The sequence below is a fragment of the Peribacillus sp. FSL P2-0133 genome (assembly GCF_037975445.1).
Lineage (GTDB): Bacteria > Bacillota > Bacilli > Bacillales > DSM-1321 > Peribacillus > Peribacillus simplex_E.
On record NZ_CP150254.1, the window covers coordinates 2,129,603 to 2,146,944 of the forward strand.

General features: G+C 36.8%; 19 protein-coding genes and 2 pseudogenes. 15 read left to right on the top strand and 6 right to left on the bottom strand.

Annotation, left to right across the window (positions count from 1 at the left end):
- Window positions 1–585 precede the first annotated feature (585 nt).
- A complete protein-coding gene (locus MKY17_RS10250; protein ID WP_339201834.1) occupies window positions 586–1,047 on the top strand; it encodes a GNAT family N-acetyltransferase in 462 nt (153 codons plus the stop codon).
- Between the two features lie 71 nt (window positions 1,048–1,118).
- Here MKY17_RS10250 and MKY17_RS10255 read toward each other — a convergent pair whose 3' ends face one another.
- Window positions 1,119–1,421, bottom strand: coding sequence for a CotD family spore coat protein (locus tag MKY17_RS10255; RefSeq protein ID WP_141995047.1), 303 nt, complete (start codon window positions 1,419–1,421; stop codon window positions 1,119–1,121).
- A gap of 110 nt (window positions 1,422–1,531) precedes the next feature.
- The gene (locus tag MKY17_RS10260) at window positions 1,532–2,452 is read right to left on the bottom strand and encodes an aminoglycoside phosphotransferase family protein (RefSeq protein ID WP_339201835.1); all 921 of its coding nucleotides are present in this window, start codon (window positions 2,450–2,452) and stop codon (window positions 1,532–1,534) included.
- Window positions 2,453–2,613: 161 nt separating this feature from the next.
- On the opposite strand from MKY17_RS10260, the gene MKY17_RS10265 reads away from it, so the two are divergent.
- From MKY17_RS10265 to MKY17_RS10275, 3 genes and pseudogenes are all read left to right on the top strand, one after another.
- Entirely contained in the window at window positions 2,614–2,757 is a 144-nt protein-coding gene (locus MKY17_RS10265) for a hypothetical protein (RefSeq protein ID WP_339201836.1), read from the top strand.
- A 24-nt stretch (window positions 2,758–2,781) separates the two neighbouring features.
- Window positions 2,782–3,381: pseudogene (locus MKY17_RS10270) on the top strand (alpha/beta fold hydrolase); the annotation flags it as partial.
- A gap of 324 nt (window positions 3,382–3,705) precedes the next feature.
- Window positions 3,706–4,395, top strand: a complete 690-nt coding sequence (locus MKY17_RS10275) for an N-acetylmuramoyl-L-alanine amidase (RefSeq protein WP_339201838.1) — start codon at window positions 3,706–3,708, stop codon at window positions 4,393–4,395.
- A gap of 1,015 nt (window positions 4,396–5,410) precedes the next feature.
- Here MKY17_RS10275 and MKY17_RS10280 read toward each other — a convergent pair.
- On the bottom strand, window positions 5,411–6,049 hold the full coding sequence (locus tag MKY17_RS10280) for an XRE family transcriptional regulator (RefSeq protein WP_098372914.1): 639 nt from the start codon (window positions 6,047–6,049) through the stop codon (window positions 5,411–5,413).
- Window positions 6,050–6,183: 134 nt separating this feature from the next.
- Between MKY17_RS10280 and MKY17_RS10285 the strand changes: the two genes are divergently transcribed.
- Together MKY17_RS10285 and MKY17_RS10290 are read left to right on the top strand one after the other, a co-directional pair.
- Window positions 6,184–6,408: a helix-turn-helix transcriptional regulator gene (locus tag MKY17_RS10285; protein WP_098372915.1), complete on the top strand. Its 225-nt coding sequence runs from the start codon at window positions 6,184–6,186 to the stop codon at window positions 6,406–6,408.
- An 897-nt stretch (window positions 6,409–7,305) separates the two neighbouring features.
- Window positions 7,306–8,838, top strand: coding sequence for a hypothetical protein (locus MKY17_RS10290; RefSeq protein WP_339202358.1), 1,533 nt, complete (start codon window positions 7,306–7,308; stop codon window positions 8,836–8,838).
- Window positions 8,839–9,198: 360 nt separating this feature from the next.
- On the opposite strand, the gene MKY17_RS10295 is transcribed toward MKY17_RS10290, so the two are convergent.
- Complete coding sequence (locus MKY17_RS10295; protein ID WP_339201839.1) at window positions 9,199–9,486, bottom strand: hypothetical protein; 288 nt, start codon at window positions 9,484–9,486, stop codon at window positions 9,199–9,201.
- A 238-nt stretch (window positions 9,487–9,724) separates the two neighbouring features.
- On the opposite strand from MKY17_RS10295, the gene MKY17_RS10300 reads away from it, so the two are divergent.
- A complete protein-coding gene (locus tag MKY17_RS10300; protein ID WP_339201841.1) occupies window positions 9,725–9,988 on the top strand; it encodes a LysM domain-containing protein in 264 nt (87 codons plus the stop codon).
- Between the two features lie 208 nt (window positions 9,989–10,196).
- On the opposite strand, the gene lexA is transcribed toward MKY17_RS10300, so the two are convergent.
- On the bottom strand, window positions 10,197–10,820 hold the full coding sequence (gene lexA, locus MKY17_RS10305) for a transcriptional repressor LexA (RefSeq protein WP_098372919.1): 624 nt from the start codon (window positions 10,818–10,820) through the stop codon (window positions 10,197–10,199).
- Between the two features lie 155 nt (window positions 10,821–10,975).
- Here lexA and MKY17_RS10310 point away from each other — a divergent pair, with 155 nt between their 5' ends.
- From MKY17_RS10310 to MKY17_RS10335, 6 genes are all read left to right on the top strand, one after another.
- Entirely contained in the window at window positions 10,976–11,287 is a 312-nt protein-coding gene (locus MKY17_RS10310) for a LysM peptidoglycan-binding domain-containing protein (RefSeq protein WP_098372920.1), read from the top strand.
- A gap of 19 nt (window positions 11,288–11,306) precedes the next feature.
- Entirely contained in the window at window positions 11,307–11,963 is a 657-nt protein-coding gene (locus MKY17_RS10315) for a recombinase family protein (RefSeq protein ID WP_141995055.1), read from the top strand.
- Between the two features lie 65 nt (window positions 11,964–12,028).
- Window positions 12,029–12,262 carry a DUF896 domain-containing protein gene (locus tag MKY17_RS10320; protein WP_076368840.1) on the top strand — a complete coding sequence of 78 codons (234 nt, stop codon included), beginning with the start codon at window positions 12,029–12,031 and terminating at the stop codon, window positions 12,260–12,262.
- 235 nt (window positions 12,263–12,497) lie between these two features.
- Entirely contained in the window at window positions 12,498–14,501 is a 2,004-nt protein-coding gene (gene tkt, locus MKY17_RS10325; RefSeq protein ID WP_339201843.1) for a transketolase, read from the top strand.
- 297 nt (window positions 14,502–14,798) lie between these two features.
- Complete coding sequence (gene sirA, locus MKY17_RS10330) at window positions 14,799–15,239, top strand: sporulation inhibitor of replication protein SirA (protein ID WP_076368842.1); 441 nt, start codon at window positions 14,799–14,801, stop codon at window positions 15,237–15,239.
- 84 nt (window positions 15,240–15,323) lie between these two features.
- A complete protein-coding gene (locus MKY17_RS10335; protein WP_034312934.1) occupies window positions 15,324–15,539 on the top strand; it encodes a YneF family protein in 216 nt (71 codons plus the stop codon).
- A gap of 407 nt (window positions 15,540–15,946) precedes the next feature.
- Here MKY17_RS10335 and MKY17_RS10340 read toward each other — a convergent pair.
- Window positions 15,947–16,133: pseudogene (locus MKY17_RS10340) on the bottom strand (alcohol dehydrogenase catalytic domain-containing protein); the annotation flags it as partial.
- Window positions 16,134–16,404: 271 nt separating this feature from the next.
- On the opposite strand from MKY17_RS10340, the gene MKY17_RS10345 reads away from it, so the two are divergent.
- Together MKY17_RS10345 and MKY17_RS10350 are read left to right on the top strand one after the other, a co-directional pair.
- A complete protein-coding gene (locus MKY17_RS10345; RefSeq protein ID WP_098372923.1) occupies window positions 16,405–16,824 on the top strand; it encodes an Rrf2 family transcriptional regulator in 420 nt (139 codons plus the stop codon).
- A 100-nt stretch (window positions 16,825–16,924) separates the two neighbouring features.
- Window positions 16,925–17,311, top strand: coding sequence for an IDEAL domain-containing protein (locus tag MKY17_RS10350; RefSeq protein WP_339201845.1), 387 nt, complete (start codon window positions 16,925–16,927; stop codon window positions 17,309–17,311).
- The last annotated feature ends 31 nt before the right edge of the window (window positions 17,312–17,342 follow it).

The following is a 17,342-nucleotide window of genomic DNA, read 5'->3' on the forward strand; positions in this document are numbered from 1 at the left end:
AGGAGTCATATTAATTGATCAATTTAGTCGTACGTATTTCCCACCGGATAAAGAGCCGGAAGAGTTTCAACTTGATACGGAGCTATCAACTTTGCTAACATTCTTTGAAACACGAGTTTAACCCTCTAAGTTTCAATTTAATAAATTTTTTATCAACTCTCCTTATGTGTTGTCAAAAAAACACACATATGGAATACAGATACACATGTTGACTGTTCCAAAAAAATCATCTAATCCATACCTTAACGTGCCCGTAAATCAAAAGCTAAACAAAAAGTCGTGGTTATACTGTTTAATGTTGGTATCGGAAGAACTGCTGTTTTTTGGAACTAACTTCTCAGATAGTGCATTCATATATTTAATGCAGCCAGTCGTCCATTTGCCACCCTATATTCGTTATGAACGTGCTTCTCCGTTACAATAAAGATATAGGAAATGGACTGGATTAAATAAAGGGAAATGGTCGCAAGTTTCAACGTTATATGGATCAGGTACATTGCCGAACGCTAGGATAGTACTTTTGGAATGTGGACGTTGCTTGGTTTGTAATATAAAAATTCACAGGTTATAGATAGGGGGATAATTATGATTGTTAGTCAAACCTGGGATTATGAAGTAATTGCAAAATTAAATCAAAATGTTCACAATCTGCATGCAAAACTATATCCGAGGTATTTTAAGGAATATAATTATTGTGCAATGAAAGAAACTTTCAAAAGCTTGGTGAAAAATAACAGTTTTGTTTTTTTAGTTTTAATAGATCATGAAGAGCCAATCGGTTACGCATGGATAGAAATTAAAAACTATCCAGAAAGTGCTTTTAAAAATGAGTATAAATCAGTATATGTGCATCAGCTTAGTATCGCTGAAAGTCAAACCCAAAAAGGTTACGGTAAAAAACTAATGAATGAGGTCTATGAAATTGCTAAAAAGAACGATATAGATTTAATTGAACTGAATTATTGGTGTGAAAACATTGCTGCAAAAGAGTTTTATAAGAAACAAAACTTTGAAAAGTATAGGGAGTTTGCATTTAGACAGTTGTAAATCCTTTGAATGTCAATTTTCAAAGGTTGATGAAAGGAATTAATAAAAACCCCGAATCGGGGTTTTTTTAATTAATATCTTAACATTCTCCTCGAAAAACTGGGGGGTTGAGGAACTCCACAAACAAAGCTTTGGGTATAACACTCTTTCACGATACTTCGGGTATGCGGTATATATGTGGTGAAATGTTTATTCACGGTAGTTGTATGTGTGGGGTGAAAAACCGGAATCACAGTGTTAATGACATTAGTTTTAACATATTGCTTTGTCGGGGAGATTTGAGGTGGATTATACTGAGTAGGCATTCTGTGAGGTGGGCAATATTGTGGTGGATATTGACCGCCTTTCGGATGCCTCCAGGGCTTATTATACATTTAAACACCTCCCGGATATTTTTTGAAAGTCATTGTTAGTTTATGAAAAAAAATGATAAAGGGACTGGTATAAATGCCTTTATCAAAAGTTCATGGGCATATCAGATCTTTCACTCATTACGAATTTGGTTAATTGCTTGACGAACAAATGACTTGTGTATTTTCTTCCAGCTCTTTTCCTTGCTTTTTGCCAAGCCCCATTCAGGGAATGCAGATAACCGTAATGCCGCAAATAATTGCCAGAAGGGTAAGTTTGTAAAATTCAACTCCGGCATCATTGATTTATATTGATGGGTGAAGTCATTCATTGCTTGCATTCCAAAATGATATGAAATTTCGAGTTGACTATTGGCAAGGTCAGCCAAAGGGTCCCCTAAGCCCGAGTCTTCCCAATCAATTATGGAAACTAGTTTATCCTCTTTCCATAATATATTTCCTGGCCAATAATCACCATGAAGGATTACTTCTTTATTCTTGGAGGGTAATGGCATGAAAGATTTTAACAAATCTCTAATCATGCTCAGATTTAATGTTTCGTCCAGGATTACCCTTTCTTTTTTATTTAACATCGCGACATATGTATTTTCTACTTTAGGCAGGAATGATAAAGATAGATCTGCACAATTAACACGATGGATTTTTGCTAGATTGATTGCCAATTGTAATATATGATCATTAAGATTTGAGGGGGTGAATTCTGACTTACCCTCAATAAACTCTAGAAGTATGCATGGCTTGGAAAATATCTCGCAGGATTGCACGAAGTAATATGGCATTGGTACAGGCAAACCGGCAGCTTTCAATATCCCTAAGAGCTTGTGTTCATCTGCTGCAATATTTGGATTCCGTTTCAGGTCATTATCACCATGCTGACGAACGATCATTTTTACGATCCGCCCTGACGATTGTAATATTTCAAGTCCTGTCACCTGTGCAGAAATACCGCCTTTTAATTCCCATGCGCGAATTAGCTTGTTTCCTTGATCAAACTTTTGAACCAATCGTTCAAAATTATCATATTCGTTCATCATATGTCATCTCCTTAATCCCGTTCAATGTTAAGGAATTTAAGTTCACATTTCCCTATAACTTTCGTGAAAAATTCAAAGGCCTCATTTGACTGCAATTTCAATAAATGAAACCAACAGCTTGTTACACACGTAAAGTAATTTAAACAAGTGAGGTGTGGAAATTGAAAATTGAAAAATATAAAGTAGATACATCAAAAGGGACGTTACTATATAATATTAGTGGAAACGGCAAGCCAAATATAGTTTTGATTAACGGAGGTTCTGGACCGATAGAGGGTTGGATGAAAATCCTACCGGCAATTTAGGAATCTTCATCAGTATTTTCCTATAATCGTTTTGGAGTTGCTGGCAGCGATAAACCGAAGGAAAGCCAAGACGGGATAAATATTGTTAACACTTTACGTGAAACATTAACAATCGTGGGTTTTGAACCTCCATATTTATTGGTGGGACATTCCCTAGGCGGCTTATATGCTAATTTATATTCCCGACTTTACCCAAATGAAGTAGCGGGAATTGTTTTTTTAGAATCCAGTACTACGAAAGATATCAGCCTTAATGAATATCAAGGCAAGGCAGTAAAAACCATTAATAAGATGTTCAAGGTGTTTGATTCCATGTCTTCACATAAACAATTCAATGAAGTTAATTTTGTGGAAAAAACTGTGGATCAAATCCAGCAAACTGATACATTTCCCGAAATACCTGTATTTGTAATTACTGGTGGACAAGAAAATCGAATGATGCCAGAGGAAATTCGAAAAAAACGACTTGAGAATCAATTGGAATTACTTTCGTTGTCAAAAAATAGCAAACACATTATCGCTGAAAAAAGTGGACATTTTCCACAATTATCAGAACCCACCATAGTGAGTGACTCAATCAAAGTTTGTGCAGAAGCAATAAATAAAATAAACCATCACCAATAAATTGTAAGCTTTTTGTTAGAGCATTATTGTTAATGTTGACTTTTTCTTAAATCTCTCTATCTCCTTCCAACACTATTTTTATGGCTTATCTCCAATAATTCCTGATGCCAAAGTGAAAAAATAGAAGATAACTTTTTCAAAAAATTTTCGTCCATTGGCGAATGTCGTAATATTATATGCCAAAAAACACCTTTTGGGGTGTATTTTTTTTGGAACGGAAGGCGAGATGAAGAATTCTATATTATTTTGAAATTTCTTTAATCCGATAGTTATGTGTACAAGCATTTATTCATACATAACATAAGATTAATAGAGGTGATAGAAATGGTAAAGGTATTTATTGATCCTGGCCATGGGGGTACGGATCCAGGCTCGGTGGGGAATGGATTAAGAGAAAAGGATTTAACTTTATCCATTGCAACTCGAATAAAAGACATCTTATTAATAGAATATAATAACGTTTATGTGAAAATGAGCAGGACCCAAGATACGTACCCCTCCTTAAACGATCGTACGAATGCAGCGAACGCGTGGGGAGCTGACTTTTATCTCTCCATCCACATTAATGCCGGCGGCGGAACTGGGTACGAGGATTACATCTATACGTCCACTAACCAAATCTCGAAAACGTATCAAGATCATATTCATTCAGAGGTTATGAAGCTTATCAACATCCAAGACAGAGGACAAAATACAGGGGATTTACATGTACTCCGTGAAACGGACATGCCTGCACTCCTGTCTGAAAATGGATTTATCGATAATGTCAATGACGCAGGCAAATTGAAAACGGCTTCCTTTATCGAATCACTGGCTCGCGGACATGTAAACGGTTTAGTTAAATGCTTCAATCTTACAAAGAAAAGTACAGCTGTATACCACACTGTCGTTAGTGGGGATACCGTATACTCCTTAAGCACCGCTTATGGCAGTACGGTTCAGCAAATTAAAGATTGGAACGGACTTGACAGTCAGTACACCATTACAGTAAACCAGAAGTTGCGGGTTAAATGAATAATTAATAATTGACTGGTTAAATTATTTATAACTTCCAGAAGCACTCCACGCAGGAAGCCCTTCTCAAAAAGAGAGGGGCTTTTCCAGGTTCAAGAATATGTATGTAATGAAATGAAATGATAATGTACATTCTACTGTCTTGATTTGATCCATTACTTGGATAATAGTGGAGGGAGTGAAAGGGGAAAATAATGAATTTGCACAGAAGGCAAAAGTGGAGTTGTGCAAATGGGGTTCACTTACTGGGATTATATATAATCGCATTTTTCAGGAAACAAGCCTCTGACGGGATTCGAACCCGCACTCCTTTCGTAAGCATAGGCTAGGGGAGAACACGCTTCCCTACGGATTTTCACCGGCAGGAATTCCACCTGCCTCAGCGTATTTGCTTTTCGGTGCTTCTGAAACCCTTACCTTGCGACCCGGTGGCTACAATGTTTTCCGGCGCTCTTCCCTTCTAGAGCTACAGAGGCAAATGCTTATTCATCAATTATAAGAATCTTATATGAAGATGTGAATCGAATAATAAAAATAAGATAATATGATTGCACAATATAGACAATTTCATTCTTTTTGCATGAAAGGGAAATTTACTGAAAAATGCGTCCTGGGACGCATATAGTTTCCAAATGCATTCACTCAATGACAAAGTAATCTGGGGAAAACGGATAGGATATTTTAAATCGCCGATTGATAATTGCAGGTGATTCAATATTACTATAGTGATCGTTTTTTTAATTCATCAGTAAATGGTCTAAGAAAACTGGTTCTGTGGGAATTGTATATGTTGGTTATTCCACTTCTTAACTAATGTAAGCTATGCTTTATTATAGGCTGACACAAAATTTAAATGGATTCTTTGTAATGAAATATAAAAAGAACAATACTAAAAAGCACAAACCATAATGGCTTGTACCTAAAATATATCAGCAAATAAAATAAATTGAATCTATGTATTGTTGCTCATTATTCCTTTATTTTCCATTTTATAAAGAAATCCTCGAGTTGGATATTAATCGTATATTTTAATGGCTTGAACCACTTTTCCTAAAATACGGACTCTATCATTTTTGATGTTATAGGTTTTTTCTTCATAAAAAGGATCCGTGCTGCAGGGAGTGAGTGTGATGTTTTCTTCATTGATATTCACTTTTTTGACTGTAGCATCGTGACCATTTACTAAAACCACACCAATTTTTCCGTTTCCGACGTAGGTTGTTTTTTCAACGAGAATCAATGATCCGTCTCTGAATTCTTTGTTCATGCTATTGCCATTCACTCTAAGGAAAAAATATTCTTTATTCGATTTTAGCATCGAATTTAATGTCGGCATATAGGCTTCAATATATTCATTGGTAAAATTAGGATCCCCAGCAGGGATATTTCCGTAAACACCAATTAATCTTACATTCTTTTCATTTAGGAATTCCATTCCAGGATTATTTCTAACGACAGGTGCTCCTTCAATGAGGTGGGATAGCGGTATTTCAAAGCATGTGGACATCATGCTCAATTTATCCATTAAAGGTTTATTCCGTCCGGATTCCCAGGCCGATACTGCCGTTGGGGCCACTTTTAATATATTTGCCAAATCTTCTTGTGTCATTTTTCTTTCTTTTCTTAACATTTTAATCCGTTCACCAATGTGCATATTTCTTCACCTCTTACTTGAATATACACTATGAGTGAAAGTGAGTAAACTTAAAGTGCGTGAATTTTGCGAAAAATTGTTGGAAACTATACTTCAAGTGTGATATTATTTTTTTAGACAGGTGGTGACAAGATATGACAAACGTTAAGTTCACACTTAAACAAGCGAGGAAGTATAAAGGATTAACTCAAGATGAAATGGCTAAAGTGCTGAAAATGGCCAAGAGGACTTACATTGACTATGAGCAATATAAGATTCCTTTGCGAATCGATAAGGCTTATTTATTTGCTGAATGTGTAGGATTCTCAATCGACGAGATCATTTTTTTTGACCCTCACCTACACTTCAAATGTAGTTAAAAGTTCAAGTGTACCAGCGTTTCTTCAACAGAGTGGCCATTCGGAATGTAAAGTCTAATCAATTACAATCCTAACTTCCATGGGACAAGATTCAAGGAATGATGGAAAGAAGGTGAAGAAAGTGGAAAGGGAAGTTGCAGTAGGAGCTGCTGCCGTTAGCACATTTAAGATTGGAAGGAAATTCGTGGAGAGGTCATTGAGGATATTATCGTACACGACGGTGTTGTCAAATTGGCTTATCACTGAAATTATTGATCCTGTTCTCAGGATGAAATACGCGTATGTAGGAGGGAGAATTTAAAGGAGTAAAAATCCAAACTTCTGGGGTGTTCCTTAATAAAAGGGCTGTATGCTGATATTTTATATAAAATAGACGATTGATACTGAGATCCCAATGAATGACAGCCAATTGCTGTGAAACATTTTTATTTACTGAATGTATAGGTCGGATTTTCAAAACACCATGAATAGGAGCAATTGGACAATGGCAAATTCGAAGGAAAAGTTAATATGGATGAACAAGCCCTTATCCTTTGCAGGATAAGGGCTTGTTCTCATTTTTGTGAACTTGAAGCATCCCGATTTCCTCCGTAAGTACGTCTTCATAAAATGAAAAAGACTGCATACCTAAATGAATTGAAAGCGAATCTTCATACTTTATCTCCATTTTTAATGAACTTCTTCTAGTTTTTTTATCCCATCTTTATGAAGGTGGCAGGTAATGGTATGCAAAAGTACAATTATATAATAATGAAGGCTATGGAAGTCCTGGGAAGGAGGGCATTGATAATAGGATGAGTTCGAAAAAATACCATAGGATATTGGAGGAGATAACAATTGAAAAGGAATGTAATCAATTATGTCGTTTTTCTTGTCCTCATTCTAACCATATTAATTATGGCTAAGCCAGACATTTCCTCAGCAGGGAAATTGAAGCCGCCCTCCGAAACTTTCAGTCCAGGGGATTGGTTTCTTGGAAGCATTCCTCCTAATCTTGACAAAGAGAAACCACCAATCGTGTTTGTTCAAGGAAGAAACAGCAGTTCAACCAGCTGGTACGGTGAAACGGAATATCATGGGATCAATGATATGTATACTAAGGCGTATGAAGCAGGCTACCAAACGGTTTTTGTTCAGCTTCATGATTCAGCTGGAAATGGATCAGTGAGCCAATATGCTAATGGAAGGCTTTTAGCGCAAATGCTTTCTGAAATCAGTAACCATTTCGGGGGCGAAAAAGTAAATATTATAGCTCACAGCAAAGGGGGGGCAGACACCCAAGCGGCTCTAGTACACTATGGAGCACACCAATATGTTGGAAGGGTCATCACTTTAGCTTCCCCTCATCATGGTTCTTACCTTGCTGATTTGGCTTATAGCTGGTATGCGGGCTGGCTTGGTTCCCTATTAGGTCAAAAAGATGATGGAACTTATTCTTTACAAGTTGGTAAAATGGCGGAATTTCGTTCTGTCACGGATAACCATGTTAACTCTCGTAAAAACATGTATTTCACTGTGGCAGGTATGAACAGAGGCCCGGTTCTTTCAGCTTTATCAATGGGTGGACAATATTTATCTTCATATGGCGAAAATGATGGTCTAGTAAATGTATGGAGTACAAAAATACCCTACGCAACACATTTATTTACGGATCCCAACTTTGATCACGACAATATCCGAGTCGGTTCAGCTGTATTTTCAAGAATTGAACCCTATTTAAGGAGTACTTCCACCACTGGGATTCCTGACTTTAATGTCAATTATAAAGAACGAGTTGAAGATGATGTCATTACAACCGCACTCGCTCAAACTGTTCTGGGTGATGTCCTGAAACAAAATGTTTGGATTGAACAAAGTTTCCATGTAAATGAATCAGCCCCGGGTAATATAACCATATATACAGCCTCAGATGATGTCGAGGTTGAATTGATTTCTCCATCCAATAAAAAATATTCACCTTCCTTAAAGGTTGATTCAGCCAAAAATGAAACTTCCTTTTTTAATGGTGCAACCATCCAAACATTCAATAGAAACAACCTCGAAATCGGTGACTGGAAAGTGCGAATGAAGACTAAATCGCCAAAAGACGCCTACCTGTTCACAGCACAATTTAACGAAAAGAATCCCATTACATTAAGTATGGCCGGAAAAGTTAAGCAAAAAGATGCAAAATTTTTAATAAAGAATCCAATGAATGATAAAAAAACGCCAATCAGCACAACATTTTTGGTTCATTTAGTAGATGAAACCGGTAATGAAATTAGTAGGAAAAGCTCTATTAAGGTAATGGAGACCGAAAATTTTACTGGTACCCTTCCAGAAGTGCCTAAGTCAGGTGTATATAATGTAACAATTGACGTCAAGGAAAAAAATGTGGATGGCAGTGAAAGAACCCGGACGCTGGTTCGTTCGGTCTATATCGAGAAATAGTGAAATGCCTTCTCTTATTGAGAAGGTATCAAATTCGAAGAAAAGTCAGTTTTCCGGCATGAGCGTCGTGAATTTCTTCAATCAGGTAGGGTTTCATCCATTAAAATCATGGTTCGGGATAAGAGCATTCCGAACCTCCTTTTTTTACTAAATGAATACCTTATCTTAATTGAAAAGGTATTTTTGGGGTAATGTTTAAAGGTATGGTTAACTTGGGAGTTGGTGATTCAGCCAAAGGAAACATTCAGGTTGTAATTGTTAATATAGATATTAATTTGACGGATGTTCGATGAGGACAGCAGCAAAGTCGGGCTCCTTGCAATACTAGAGATTGATGAATTGCAGCGAGAGACAAAGGGTTTAATCTGTCTTATGATAAGTGCCTCTATAAGACAAAATACCAGTTTTAAGTGCAGAATAATTGCCAATGCTTGCATAGCCATAAAACCAGCCCATGAAAATCCCTGCAACCAAGTGATTACGATGACTGATGAAAATGGAAATGAATAAGCCAAGACCCAAAGCGATGGTAGGGATGAATTTTGGATGAATATGAAAAATGACCTTAATAAGTTGAGTAAGAATCATGATGATCGGAATGGCTATTACCGCATCCCAAAAGTTTGTATGGATGGTTGGGAAGTCCATAATTTCACCACCTTAAATTGTAGTTTTCAATATTAATTTTCACTTTTTATCAAGGCTTTATACAATAATAAATAAATTCATATTTAAAACTAATAAATAAAAGGTTATGCAACCAGGTTTTGAAGATTTTCAGAGTTCAATTTTAAAGCCATCAATCCATATAATTATATGGATTGACGGCTTTTTCTGGTTGGCAGCAGGAATGGTTTAATAATACACGGAGCTAGCCAACATAAGTATGTTTATCTATAGTAAAAATAATGAACGAAATATCGGACTCATTTTTGATGGACATACAGAAAAACTGGTGAACCTTATCGAAACAAGCGATTTAACTATATATGATGCAAGCAATGAGGAGGTTTATCATATTGTCAAAAAGGGGGATTCCATCTCTGCGCTTGCAAAAGCATATGGTTCTACACAAGTGCAGATTCAAAAGTGGAATGACTTGGTCGATCTTAACCTTATTAAAGTGAACCAAAGATTAAGAGTGAAATGAATTTTAACTGGGAGCGGTATTTTTTAACGCTCTCCTTTTTTATTTGAATGAACTTCTTGCCAAAGTACTTACATCCGTTATAAAAGATGTGATATTCCCATGAAAATGGATTCTATTAAAAAAATATATCAAAACCTACTCTTCCATATGCATATTGAGAGAATTCAGGACATAAATTAAACAAACAAAAAAAGCGCGGTTAGCGCTTTTAGTGTATTTGTCTATATAAGCCTATTACTTTTCCAAGTATCGAAACATCTCGTAAAATAATTGGTTCCATATTTGAGTTCTCAGGCTGAAGCCTTATGTAATCCGGTTCCTTAAAGAATCGTTTTACAGTGGCTTCATCATCTTCCGTCATGGCCACGACGATATCTCCATTATTGGCATTGCTTTGTTGTTTGACGATGACATAGTCTCCATCATGAATTCCAGCTTCGATCATACTTTCACCCATGATTTCCAGCATGAATACATGGTCATCATGTGGAACCATGCTTTCGGGAAGCGGAAAGTATTCTTCTATGTTCTCGATGGCCGTTATGGGCATGCCCGCTGTTACTTTTCCAAGTAACGGCACGTTCACGACATTGGCTTTGGGAATATTGTTCGCTTCCTCCGAATTCATTATTTCAATGGCCCTTGGCTTGGTTGGGTCACGTCTAATCAGGCCTTTACTTTCCAGGCGGGATAAATGTCCGTGTACTGTTGAACTTGATGCAAGTCCCACTGCTTCGCCAATCTCCCGTACGGAAGGTGGATACCCTTTTTGGCGGACCTCTTCTTTAATGAAATCAAGAATATCTTGCTGCCGTTTTGATAGTTTAGTCATTTGTGCACCTCTTCCCCAATGTTCTTTGCTATATTATAGCATGGCCCCCAACTCTATACAAACATAAGTTCGAATTTTGTTGTTGACTGAAACAAACGTTCGTATTATAATTTGATCATAACATACGAACGAACATTCGCTTTGGAGGGATATTTATGAAAAAATTATACAAAAATTATATTTATACGATTCTATTAGCGGGATCAGTATTCATCTTTTCAATTTTATTCTCTTGTACATTGAACAATGATCAAAAAAATGATTTCCTTTCTATAGAAGTAAGTGAAGGTGACACCCTATGGGAAATTGCCGAAGAATATGAAGAAGCAAATTTGACAAAAAAAGAATTCATTGGTTGGATAGAAGAGCATAATGGAGTCAGGGCGGATTCGATTAAACCTGGTCAAGTCATCGTCATTCCAGTTAAAGGGGAAGAACTTGTCCAGAATTTGGCCAGTGAGCAGTAAGCAGTGAAGGTAGGGTATTATGAAAGCGGTAATCTATTGTAGGGTCAGCACAGAAAAAGAGTCACAGGAAACATCATTGGCAAGGCAAGAAGATGAATTAGTCAAATTGGCAGAAAAGATGGATGTTGAAGTCATTTCCATAATAAAAGAACAGGCAAGTGGTTATGAGTTGAATAGGGATGGCATTTTTGACATGCTCGAACTTTTTAAAACCAAAGAAGCTGAAGTACTATTAATCCAGGACGAAACAAGACTGGGAAGAGGAAATGCCAAAATAGCCCTTTTCCATGTCATCCTTAAAGAAGATGTGAAAATTTATACGCTCTCACACGATGGGGAACTTGAGCTATCTGATTCGGATGCGATGGTCATCCAGATAGTCGGAATTGTAGAAGAATATCAAAGGAAACTACATAATCTTAAAATAAAGCGCGGGATGATAAGGGCTGTTGAAAAAGGGTATCGTCCTCAAAAAAATCTTCAGAATCAAAGGAATTCCACTGGAAGGGACCGTAAGGAGATTCCTATAGAGGAAATTATTAAACTTCGGGCCAATGGATTGACATTTGCAGAAATCGCAGCAACTTTAAGGGGCTTTGGATACAATGTATCTAAGGCTACGGTGAACAGGCGTTTCCTCGAACATCAACTGAATACACTGGAAAGTCAATCATAGAACTTGTAATTTCGCTATTTTTTTAATACCATGACAATATCCGCAGATTATGAAGGAGCGAAATTATGTTATCAAAAGAAAAATTAGCCCGTATTAATGAACTTTCTAAAAAGGCAAAGGCTGAAGGTTTGACGGAAGTTGAGGCAAAAGAGCAAACCCAATTGAGAAGTGAGTATTTGGAAACATTCAGAAAGTCCATGACCAATACGTTGGAGCATGTGAAAGTCGTGGATCCAGAAGGTAATGATGTCACTCCTCAAAAGATAAAAAATATAAAAGAAAAAAGAAACTTACATTAATAAAGCTTGGATTCTTCTGATGGAACATTCCATTTGAGGATTCTATTAGCATTTTGGAGTAAAATGAGAGTGCATTCATGTATGTATTCTCCTATTTAGTTTAATCTAAATAGGGGACTTCTCTTATTTCTAGAAAATTGTAATATTGGGGCAGTAAATAGTGATTTTAGTTGTGATATTAAGCTTGTCACTATAATATAAAGAGGTACATTACAGGAAGGGATGTTTTTACGATATGTTAGATAAATTAGATGCACTTTCTATTAATACGATTCGTACATTATCGATTGATGCAATTGAAAAGGCTAATTCTGGCCATCCAGGTATGCCAATGGGTGCGGCGCCGATGGCGTATAAACTATGGACAGAATATATGAACCATAACCCGAAAAATCCAGATTGGTTTAATAGAGACCGCTTTGTTCTCTCAGCTGGTCATGGGTCTATGTTGTTATACAGCCTTCTTCATCTATCGGGCTATGGCTTATCTATCGATGATTTGAAAAGTTTCCGCCAATGGGGCAGTAAAACTCCAGGACATCCTGAATACGGACATACGGCTGGTGTAGATGCAACTACTGGGCCGCTTGGACAAGGTATCGCTATGGCAGTCGGAATGGCAATGGCAGAACGTCACTTGGCAGAAAGCTATAACCGCGATTCTTATAATGTGGTCGATCATTATACATATAGTATTTGTGGAGATGGGGATTTAATGGAAGGTGTTTCTGCAGAAGCCGCTTCATTAGCTGGACATCTACAACTCGGAAGACTTGTTGTTTTATATGATTCTAATGATATTTCCCTTGACGGAGACTTAAGTCAATCATTTAGTGAAAGCGTAGCAGACCGGTTCAAATCTTATGGATGGCAATATATCCGCGTTGAGGATGGGAACGATCTTCAGGAAATTGCTAAAGCGATTGAAGAAGCGAAAACCGATGATGCACGCCCAACATTAATCGAAGTGAAAACAGTTATTGGTTACGGTTCACCAAACCGTTCAGGTAAATCTGCTGTTCACGGCGCTCCGCTTGGTGCAGATGAGCTGAAATTGACAAAAGAAGCATATAAATGGACATTCGAAGAGGACTTCTATGTTCCGGAAGAAGTGTATTCACACTTCAATGAAGCTGTTGTTGATGCAGGCGCTCAAAAAGAAGAGGCTTGGAATGAATTGTTTAAAAATTACAAAGAAGCACATCCTGAGTTAGCAGAGCAATTGGAGCTTGCCATCAAAGGTGAACTGCCTGCTGAATGGGATCAGGAAATTCCAGTCTATGAAGAAGGTAAGACATTAGCTTCCCGTGCTTCAAGTGGGGAAGTACTAAATGCGATTGCCAAAAAGGTCCCTAGCTTCATTGGGGGTTCTGCAGATTTAGCCGGATCGAATAATACTGCCATAAAAGGTGAGACAGATCTATTACCTGGTAATTACAGTGGCCGTAATATATGGTTCGGTGTACGTGAATTCGCTATGGGTGCGGCTTTAAATGGAATGGCACTTCATGGTGGATTAAAAGTATACGGAGGAACATTCTTTGTATTCTCTGATTATCTACGTCCTGCCATAAGAATGGCAGCACTAATGGGACTGCCTGTAAACTATGTGTTCACTCATGACAGCATTGCTGTAGGGGAAGACGGACCGACTCATGAGCCAATCGAACAATTAGCATCATTGCGCGCAATGCCTAACCTAGGGGTAATACGTCCAGCTGATGGCAATGAAACGGCAGCAGCCTGGAAAGTGGCAATGGAGTCTACAAATAAACCAACTGCTCTTGTACTGACTCGTCAAGGCTTGCCAACAATAAAAGACACTTCCGAAACTGCGTATGAAGGTGTTTCAAAAGGTGCTTACATCATCTCTGCTTCTAAGAAAGAAGTAGCCGATGCATTACTTCTTGCGACTGGTTCCGAAGTGAACTTGGCTGTGGAAGCACAGAAATCTTTAGCGAACGAAGGAATTGATGTTTCGGTAATCAGCATGCCATCATGGGATCGTTTTGAAACTCAATCTAAAGAATATAAACAAAGCGTAATCAATCCGGCAGTGAAAAAACGTCTAGCTATCGAAGTGGCTTCACCATTTGGCTGGGATCGTTATGCAGGTGATGAGGGTGAAATATTGGCCATCAATCATTTTGGAGCTTCTGCACCAGGCGGTAAAATCATGGAGGAATTCGGTTTCACTGTAGAAAATGTAGTTGCTCGAGTTAAGGAAATGCTTAAATAATAGTAATGGGGACTGACACCAATTGGATTGGTGTCAGTTTTTTTACCAAATACAATCCTATATTATATTGAATGTGTTCCTATTCTAAAGGATATCTTCCATTCGACAAAAAAAGAAGAAAATTTCTCCAACAAACAACATATCTTTTTAGTTTGTCAATATATAATGAGAATAAATAAATTTCGTTTAAATGTGTCAGTTAAAGGGGAAAGTCATCAATAGTGGAAAATAGTGGAGAGGGTCCTGGTGGTTAGATATTTTCTTGACCAAAATAGGAGAGCTAGGAGGCATTGGCTGATGAGAACCTATCAAATTTATTTAATCGAAGATGAATTTGCCCATCATTATTATGGAAGAGAAAAGCTATTTTTCAATTTGTTTTTGGAGTATATTCAAGCAAGGGGCAGACTGAAGAGTATTTTGCAAAAACAAATCGAATATGTCACCAAAACAGTCCCGATTAACCAGTTGCAGGTAGCTATTGAACAACGTTTGCAAAAAAAGATGAATTATTGGACTCAAAATGGAAAATACTATTTAGAAAAAACAAACGGAACAAGTAAAGCCGTTTTAATCATTCAAAATGAGTCCATTACTCTTAAAGCTGAAGGAGATTATGAAGCGGAGACCGCTTTCTTTGAAAGTATTCGAAAATATGAAGCGAGTTTTCTGGCCATTGATTTCGAACATGAAAAATACGGTTGGTTAAAACCGATAAAAGAAAGAAAATTTGTCTAAATGGGGGACTTTTCGGTAGCGGGTATTGTATAATAACCTTTGGTCTAGTACACTGATGTTAGACAACATGAAGGAGGAAATAGTATGTGGGTTTACATTCTAGTTGGCGTACTGGCATTGATTGCTGGAGTAGTGCTGGGATTTTTCATCGCTCGTAAATACATGATGGATTACTTAAAGAAAAATCCGCCAATTAACGAACAGATGTTGAAAATGATGATGATGCAAATGGGTATGAAACCATCCCAAAAGAAAATTAATCAAATGATGAGCGCCATGAATAAACAACAAACAAAATAAGATAGCATGAAACTTTGATATATCAATGTTCTTGGAAGATTGGATGCAAAATTTTATATAATATCGAACTGGTTGATCCATTTAGACTGAATTCTTCCACCGATTTTATATAAAATTTTGGTTTATCTTTCATTTTTGTTTCTTAAGCCACTTTTTCTGAATGAATGATTCAGTAAAGGTGGTTTTTGTTTTGGAAGGAAATCTAAATGTTAATGTAAAAAATAAAAATCTTTTCTCTTAATCTTTTTTATTTAAGCACTTAGACAATAGAGAGTTAGTTAATATATAAAATTGATTAAAGGTAAGCATCCAAGTAATCGGGTGTTTTTGATTTGAATGAACTTTATAAATAGAAGAGCGATTAACCTGAATTGGTCGAGTGCTTATTTTTTATTTAGGGAATTTTTTACACCAGGACCTACTTCCTCGACAGCCCCCATTGGCTTATGGCTAAAAACACATAATCCGTGGGTTATTTGGAATACTTTAATGAATCAAGCTCAAGTCAGAACCGCAAATGGCTGAAGTTGTAACTTTTACGATAATATCATCTGAAGTTTTGGTATAGGGGTATTTAACTTCTTTTGGGTTAATAGGTGATAATAAGGTTTCAAAAGGTTATTATCATCCTCAGGGTAAAAGTGAGCAATCTAGGTTAATCTAATATCGGCATATACAGCATTGAATCTTTCTCAACAAGGAAATATCTCTCTAAAAATCATTCCCTCTTTCCTTTGTGTAGGGGGGATTTCATTAAAACAATAAATTAATCAACACAGTTGAGGAAGCTGTTGAGTTTTTTGACTTGACTTTATCAACTGTAAATATTATTATTACAGTAATCTTCTTGAGGAGGATGCGAAAAGTGAATAGTGATTTTACAATAGCTGTGCATAGTTTGGTCTATTTAGCTTATCTACCAGATCATATGGCAAGCAGTGAGTCTATCGCAGAAAACGTTTGTACAAACCCGGCAAGGATTCGAAAGATGATGAGCTGCTTAAGAAAAAAAGGATTTGTTAAAACTAAAGAAGGTGTTGGCGGAGGCTATATTCTAGACTGTAACCCTGAAGAGGTAAGTTTGGCAGATATTTATATAACTGTTTCACATGGGACATTGAAACCAAAGTGGTGTACAGGTGATCCGGAGAAAAAATGTGTCATATCTTCCAATACCCAGATAGTCATGAATCAAATATTCGATGAAGCTGAATTATATTTTGAAAAATATTTAGAAGATATAACTCTCAGCACTTTTTTGGAAAAAATTAAACAATGTCCGTGATATTGATTTAGTTTTTTCTTTGCACTAAATGTATATTTTATTATTACAGTTAATAACTATAGTTTGAATATCAAATGAACATAAAAGGGGTGTTATGGAAATGGTTGAAAACGATCAGTTCAAAAATGGGGATTGGGTACAGGGAAAATCAAGAGATGGGGAACTTATCCATGGTTTCATTGAAACGGTAAGTGATAGTCGAGAAATCGTTAAAGTGAATGTGGTGGAAAGTGACAATGAAAAAGCGGTTGGGAAATCGATTTGGATTCCGAGTAAATGGACTGAAAAACTGCCGGATCTAGAAATCAGTAACGAAAATCATCTTTTGGCCTTAATTGATTTAGCGTTACTTTCTAAAGATGAAACATGGTTTATGGAGTTATCCGGTAAATTGGAATCCATCAAAATTCATCCGAAAATAAATGCGCGGATATCAGAGTTTCTTATCCCGGGTAATAGAATCGCTAAACTTGATTTAAATAGATGATGAGTAAAGACCATAAATATTTCGGATAATA